The sequence below is a fragment of the Vibrio chemaguriensis genome (assembly GCF_012275705.1).
Classification (GTDB): Bacteria; Pseudomonadota; Gammaproteobacteria; order Enterobacterales; family Vibrionaceae; genus Vibrio; species Vibrio diabolicus.
Genome location: NZ_SHOE01000036.1, coordinates 23,284 through 30,625 on the forward strand (window position 1 = coordinate 23,284; position 7,342 = coordinate 30,625).

Genomic DNA, 7,342 nt, shown 5'->3' on the forward strand with positions numbered 1-7,342 from the left:
GGAGTTAAAGATGTTTGCCAAAAATGAACTTGTTTTTACCTCTTGGGGTAAAATATTGGCCAGTTTTGGTAAAGACCTTTGCCGGATGTTTTCTGGTTAGAAAACAGTCTCCACATTTGATGGCGCGTATTCTAACCAATTTATTACAAAAAAGCTCGCGCAATCGTTTGGCATCTCAAAAATAATTGTGAAAAAGAGGTTCTTTAGCTTTAAAAGTAACGAGATAGTTAATAGGGAAAGTTATGTTTCAGATAGGTGAACTGGCAAAACGTTGTGGTGTGACGGCAGATACGCTGCGTTTTTATGAGAAAAACGCGCTGATAAAGCCCGCAGGTCGAAGTGAATCAGGTTATCGTCTCTATAATGAAGAGAATCAAAAGCAGGTACACTTCATCCTTAAAGGTAAAGAGCTGGGCCTGAGCCTGGATGAGATTAAAGAGCTACTAGAAATCAAACTAGAAGCAACAGAACACAGCTGTGCAGAGGTTAAAGCTATTACTTCTGCTAAGTTAGAGCTGATTGATGGAAAAATTAACGAGCTAACGAAAATTCGTCGAGCTTTGAAGAAGATCAATGATGCTTGCTGCGGTCATACGGACGATGATGCTACTCATTGTTCTATCCTTGCAGCACTTGAGTAGTCTCATTTCTGCATCACTTAACTTAAGTTTGCATTTTTGGCGGCTTGCTTTTCTAGGTGCACGCCGTTTTCCCACCTATAATCTCGCCTTTAGTTACCTGTAGGAATTGACCATTGTTTGATTCCTGCCGTAGCGCTGTCTGTAGATACGAGAGTTTTCATACATGGTTGGAGTCTATTTTCAAATCAATGACTGGGTTTTAAGCGTTGATGAAAATAAGCTGTATCGACAAGATAGGGAAGTTACTGTTGAGCCACGCTTAATTAATCTTCTGCATTTCCTAGCGGAGCATGCGAATGAGGTGTTCAATCGTGAGGAATTGATCCAATACGTTTGGGCAGGGGCGATTGTGACCGATCAAGTGGTGACTCAGTCCATTTTTGAGTTGCGTAAATTACTGCGGGACGGTCGGGAAGAAAATACCAGCTACGTCATTACAGTGCCGAAACGTGGTTACAAGCTGGTGGCGAATGTGACCCCAATGACACTCGAGGAATTCCTCGCAAGTCGTCATTGTGATTCAGAAACTCTTCCTCCTATTGTTGAAGAATCAGAAGAAGATACTCTACCTATCGCACCTGCCGTCACCTTTCCTGCTGGCCCTCTGACTCGCGCGGTCTGTGAGATGTCTAAAGAGAAAAAGGCCCCACAGAAAAAAAATAAAATCAGTCCGTGGCGCCTGGGGATCATGAACTTCATCTGGATCAGTGTTTTGGTTGTGGTGATGGGTGTGTTTACCTACAAGCAATCGGAAGTGCGTATTACTCAAGCCATCGATACTCACCTTATCGAATTCAAGTTTCAAGATAACTTCACGAGCGAAGGGTTAAGCTACGACTTGGCAGACGGGTTTGCCCAAAAGTTGATGTCCGACATTGCTCAAGTGAGCGATTACCGAGTCATGCTAAAGAAGGCGTCGTTTACCTCGGGTATTGTGCCGGGCAAATCGGTTGTGGTGCGGGTTCGTGAAAATGATGGTGGTAGCTTTTTAGAGGTGGAATATCGCAATAACTCATCTGAAAAGGTGTTGTTTAGTCGTCAATACGCGTTAACCAGCAGCCATTTAAAGACAGTGCTTCAACAAGCGTCGTTAGACTTGATGCAAGTCCTGAAAGTACCGGATGCCAAGCTGAAATCCACGATGCTGGTGGCGGGAATGCCAATTAACCCAGATGCTTTGGAGCTGTTTGTTCAAGCTAACCATTATCTCAATGTCTCGGATGCCAAGCAGTTTCGCCAAGGCGTCAACTTGCTGGAAAACATTTTAGAAATTGAGCCAGATAACGCTTACGTTCAGGCAGAGTTATTAATTGCTTACCACGTGCAGAAGGTGCTCGATTTTTCACAGGAGTTGAAGAAAGGGCGAGTGCAGCAGTTGAGTGACGCACTAGAAACTAACGTAAAAATGATGGTTGGGCCAATTCAACCGCGAATTTATGAAGCTTTAGCCCTGCACGAAACCATTATTGGTGACATGGCCTCAGCCAAGCAGCATCTTGGGCAGGCTTTGAGGTTACGTGATTCGGTGCTTTCTTATGTGATTCGTGGTAAACACGCTGAATTGGATGGTGATCTGGATTTGGCCAGTGAGTCTTACAGCGAAGCTTTCTATATTGATACGTCGGTTGAGACGTACCTGCTGTGCGAAAACTTGGTCTTCCCAAGTAACATGAAGGCGATTGATTACGCCATGTATCGCGCTGTTCACCCTTCTGTCGTTCGAATGCTTTAATTCTCTCGCACTCTACGTCAGTTTAATACTAGCCCCTCATTTCGGTGAGGGGCTTTTTTGTAGCTGTCGAAAAGTGAAAAGGGTGGGCGGTGGGGTAATGACTTACGAAGGAGCCAGTAACGCAAGCTTGCAACGGGAAGACATATCCGGTTTTCTTCTCTATCTCTATCTCTATCTCTATCTCTATCTCTATCTCTATTGATTGTATGGAGTGTCTGGCTGAGTTATGTGGCGAGAATGATTCTGATGCTTTCTTGGAGGCGAGATGAATATTGATGTGGGTCAAAAAGCGCGATCAGGGAGAGATTTATGGAATCAACAGTTCAGGGAATCAAACCTTCGGGACGGGGAAGTTGATTGAGGTTGATAATTTTTATCGCGATTACCAACGAGTTGATGAGAGTTTATCTATCGGTAGAAGGCTTGATGTTTTTCTTATAACTGCATGAATAATATAGTTTTATGTTTTTGTGTTTATCATGTTTATCTCAACTTGATGTTGATGAACTAATTATTTTATTGATAACGCCAAGTTTATTTTTTTCCCGATTTTTGGGCGTAGTCTTCACTTCGAAATTTAGCGAGGTCGAGCAGGTATCTACTTCATAGCATCTCGCTAATAACCGTTCAGTTTGAGTCACGTTGACTTGAGTAGAATAGATTTGGAGATGTTATGTCATCGAATACGAAAAAAATCGGCCTAATTGCCTGTACGGGTGTAGTAGCCGGTAACATGATGGGTAGTGGTATTGCACTGTTACCTTCTAGCCTAGCTTCAGTAGGTTCTGTTTCAATTTTCAGTTGGCTGATCTGTTTGATCGGTGCACTGAGCCTTGCGTTTGTTTACGCTCGTCTGGCAACCAAAAACCCTCAAGAAGGTGGTCCTATCGCTTATGCTGGCGAAGTTTCACCTGTCTTTGGTTTCCAAACGGGCGTGCTTTATTACCACGCGAACTGGATTGGTAACCTAGCTATTGCTATTACAGGTGTTTCTTACCTTTCAGTATTCTTCCCTGTGCTTAATGACCCAATCCCAGCAGGTATTGCGACGATTGCATCGGTATGGATCTTCACTTTCGTTAACCTACTTGGTGGTAGCTGGGTAAGCCGTCTATGTACGCTTGGTCTTGTTCTAATCCTCATTCCTGTTGTTGGTACAGCGGCGTTTGGTTGGACGCACTTCGACACTGCGCTATACAGCCAAAACTGGAACGTATCTGCGGGTACGGATAGCCATGCGATTGTGACAGCGGTTCTTATCTGTCTATGGTCATTCGTTGGTGTGGAATCAGCCGCAGTATCAACAGGCATGGTAGAAAATCCTAAACGTACTGTACCGCTAGCAACCATGCTGGGTACTGGTATCGCAGGTGTGATTTACATCCTATCAACTCAAATGATCAGCGGCATGTTCCCTGCTTCTGAAGTTGCGGCATCAGGTGCGCCATTTGCATTGGCAACCACTGAGCTATTCGGTAGCTGGACAGCACCATTCGTATCAGCATTCACAGCACTAGCATGTTTCACTTCGCTAGGTTCTTGGATGATGCTGGTGGGCGAGGCTGGTAAACGTGCAGCAAGCGATGGCAACTTCCCTAAAATCTACGGCGAAACTGACAAAAACGGTGTGCCTAAGAAAGGTCTAATCCTTGCGTCAATCAAGATGACAGCATTAATGGTTGTACTGATGTTCTTCAGCTCTAAAACAGCACACGCATCAGACCTGTTCAACCAGCTAACGACTGATGCAGTTCTACTAACTATGCTGCCTTACTTCTACTCAAGCATTAACTTGATTCGCTTCGAAGGTATGACAACACGCAACGGCTTCGTAATGTTGTTCTCTGGTGTAGCTTGTCTGTTCTGCTTCATTGCCCTTGCTGGTGCAGAAGGCGGTACGCTAACAGCAACCTTCATCGTATCTCTCGTTATCTTGATGTTCTACAGCAAAAAAGCCGGCTTAGCTCAGTACATGAAGCTACACGCTGACGACATGCCTGCTCAAGCAAGCAACTAATCCCCAAACGCTGGCGCTTCGGTGCCAGCCCATAAAACCCAAATTCACTCGGCGCTCACCTTACTCACTGCCTGTAAATGGCAGAGAGCGCCTTCATTCGCCTTGGAGATGTCCAAATGAATATTTTCGCTATCTTGAACCACATGGGTGTGTTCTTTAAAGAAGAGCCAGTTCGTCAACTTCACGCTGCTCTTGAGAAAGCGGGCTACGAAGTGGTTTACCCAGTAGATGATAAAGACTTGATCAAAATGATTGAGATGAACCCACGCATTTGCGGTGTGCTGTTCGACTGGGATAAATACTCACTAGAGCTATGTGAACGTATTAGCCAAATCAACGAAAAACTGCCTGTTCACGCATTTGCTAACGAACAGTCTACTCTAGATATTTCACTAACAGATCTACGTCTAAACGTGAGCTTCTTCGAGTACGCTTTAGGTATGGCTGACGACATCGCTATCAAAATCAACCAAGCGACTGAGGCATACAAAGATGCCATCATGCCTCCATTCACTAAAGCGCTATTCAAATACGTAGAAGAAGGTAAATACACCTTCTGTACTCCAGGTCACATGGGCGGTACTGCATTCCAGAAAAGCCCTGCTGGTAGCATCTTCTATGATTTTTACGGTCCAAACACATTCAAAGCGGACGTATCAATCTCAATGCCTGAGCTAGGTTCTCTACTAGACCACTCAGGTCCACATAAAGATGCAGAAGAATACATCGCACGCACATTCAATGCAGACAGCTCGTACATCGTAACTAACGGTACGTCTACATCGAACAAAATCGTTGGTATGTACTCAGCACCTGCGGGCAGTACAGTACTGATTGACCGTAACTGTCACAAATCTCTGACTCACCTAATGATGATGAGCGACGTGACACCAATCTACTTCCGTCCAACTCGTAACGCATACGGCATCCTTGGTGGTATTCCACAAAGCGAATTCAGCCGCGATGTCATTGCTGAGAAAGTGGCGAAAACACCAGGTGCAATAGCGCCAAGTTACGCAGTAGTGACTAACTCAACTTACGATGGTCTGTTGTACAACACGCAATTCATCAAAGAGTCGCTAGATTGTAAACACATCCACTTCGACAGTGCTTGGGTGCCTTACACTAACTTCAACCCAATTTACGAAGGTAAATGTGGTATGAGTGGTGAAGCGATGCCAGGCAAAGTGTTCTACGAAACACAATCAACACACAAACTGTTGGCAGCGTTCTCACAAGCTTCAATGATTCACGTGAAAGGCGACTTTGATAAAGAGTCTTTCAACGAAGCATTCATGATGCACACTTCAACTTCACCTCAGTACGGCATTGTTGCTTCTACTGAAACTGCAGCGGCAATGATGCGCGGCAACACTGGTAAGAAGTTGATGCAAGACTCTATCGATCGCGCAATCCGCTTCCGTAAAGAGATCAAACGCCTAGAAGCAGAAAGTGACAGCTGGTTCTTCGATGTATGGCAACCAGAAAACATCGATACCACAGAATGTTGGAAACTAGACCCTAGCGACACATGGCACGGCTTCAAGAACATGGATGACAACCACATGTATCTTGATCCAATCAAAGTCACGCTATTGACTCCTGGGATGAATAAAGAAGGCGAACTAGAAGAATCAGGTATTCCTGCTTCGCTGGTGGCTAAATTCCTAGACGAGCGCGGCATCGTGGTAGAGAAAACAGGTCCATACAACTTGTTGTTCCTATTCTCAATCGGTATCGACAAATCAAAAGCAATGCAATTGCTACGCGGTCTAACTGAATTTAAACGTGGCTACGACTTGAACCTAACCATCAAGAGCTTCTTGCCTTCGCTATATAATGAAGACCCAAGCTTCTATGAAGGCATGCGCGTTCAAGAATTAGCACAAGCAATTCACGACCTAACTAAGAAATACAATCTACCAGAGCTAATGTACAAAGCGTTCGATGTTCTTCCAGAAATGAAAGTAACACCACACGCAGCATGGCAAGAAGAGCTTCGCGGTAACGTAGAAGAAATCAAACTGGAAGAAATGGTTGGTCGCGTAAGTGCGAACATGATCCTTCCTTACCCTCCAGGCGTGCCACTAGTACTTCCTGGTGAAATGGTGACTCAAGAGTCTCGCCCTGTGCTGGACTTCCTAGAGATGCTTTGTGAGATCGGTGCGCATTACCCTGGTTTCGAAACCGACATCCACGGTCTGTACCAACAAAAAGATGGTAGCTACACCGTAAAAGTATTGAAGAACTAAGTTCCTCTCTAAGATGACGCCATTGAGAATGCAAGCATGCTCCACTCTTACGAGCTCAATGTGTCATCGAACAACCACGACATTTAGATATACCCCTAGCTAATCTGTCGTAAAAGAGAAGGGCAAGGATGCTCTGATCTTTTCTTCTATATATAGAAGAAACATTTTTCCAAGACTTCACCTGAAGTACCCCAAGTAAAAAGCAAAGACCAAAGAGCAGTTCGTTATCGTTCTGCTCTTTTTTTATCTTTTATACAGCAGGCAGAAAAGAAAAAGCGCGTTGAGCGAATATCATTTGCTTCAATTACATCAAATTTGAAGATCGTAATTCAGGTAGAAACGCCCTTTTTCTTGCGGAAAGATCCTTTTAAATGAGAAAAAATAGCCAAGATCGCTTGGTATACACACAAAGTGATTGCTATTTGTTCGGTTGAAAGTTTTTTTGAAAAAAACGCTTGTACTAATTTCTCAACTCCCTATACTGCGCATCCACCGACACGGAGTGAGACGAAAGTCACACAGCGAGTCGGAAGTGAGAGAAAAAGAAATTTGAAAAAATGCTTGACTCTCTCGCGGTGCGGAGTAAGATACGCACCCCTAACGACGAGCAACTAAGTTGCTGGATAAGTTAGAAAAGCTCTTTAAAAATATAAACCTATCAATCTGTGTGGGCACTCGTTGATGATAATCCAATTAGAAG

4 protein-coding genes are annotated in these 7,342 nt (G+C 44.3%); all 4 read left to right on the top strand.

Features of this window, described 5'->3' with window-relative positions:
• The first annotated feature begins 242 nt into the window (after window positions 1-242).
• The 4 genes from zntR (at window position 243) to EX191_RS21585 (ending at window position 6,642) form a co-directional block, all read left to right on the top strand.
• A complete protein-coding gene (gene zntR, locus EX191_RS21570; protein ID WP_005397290.1) occupies window positions 243-641 on the top strand; it encodes a Zn(2+)-responsive transcriptional regulator in 399 nt (132 codons plus the stop codon).
• Between the two features lie 163 nt (window positions 642-804).
• The gene (cadC, locus tag EX191_RS21575; protein ID WP_193448453.1) at window positions 805-2,373 is read left to right on the top strand and encodes a lysine decarboxylation/transport transcriptional activator CadC; all 1,569 of its coding nucleotides are present in this window, start codon (window positions 805-807) and stop codon (window positions 2,371-2,373) included.
• A 673-nt stretch (window positions 2,374-3,046) separates the two neighbouring features.
• Window positions 3,047-4,390 (top strand): cadaverine/lysine antiporter, encoded by a 1,344-nt coding sequence (cadB, locus tag EX191_RS21580; protein ID WP_005397292.1) that lies wholly within the window; start codon window positions 3,047-3,049, stop codon window positions 4,388-4,390.
• 116 nt (window positions 4,391-4,506) lie between these two features.
• Window positions 4,507-6,642, top strand: a complete 2,136-nt coding sequence (locus tag EX191_RS21585; protein WP_193448454.1) for a lysine decarboxylase CadA — start codon at window positions 4,507-4,509, stop codon at window positions 6,640-6,642.
• Window positions 6,643-7,342: the final 700 nt, after the last annotated feature.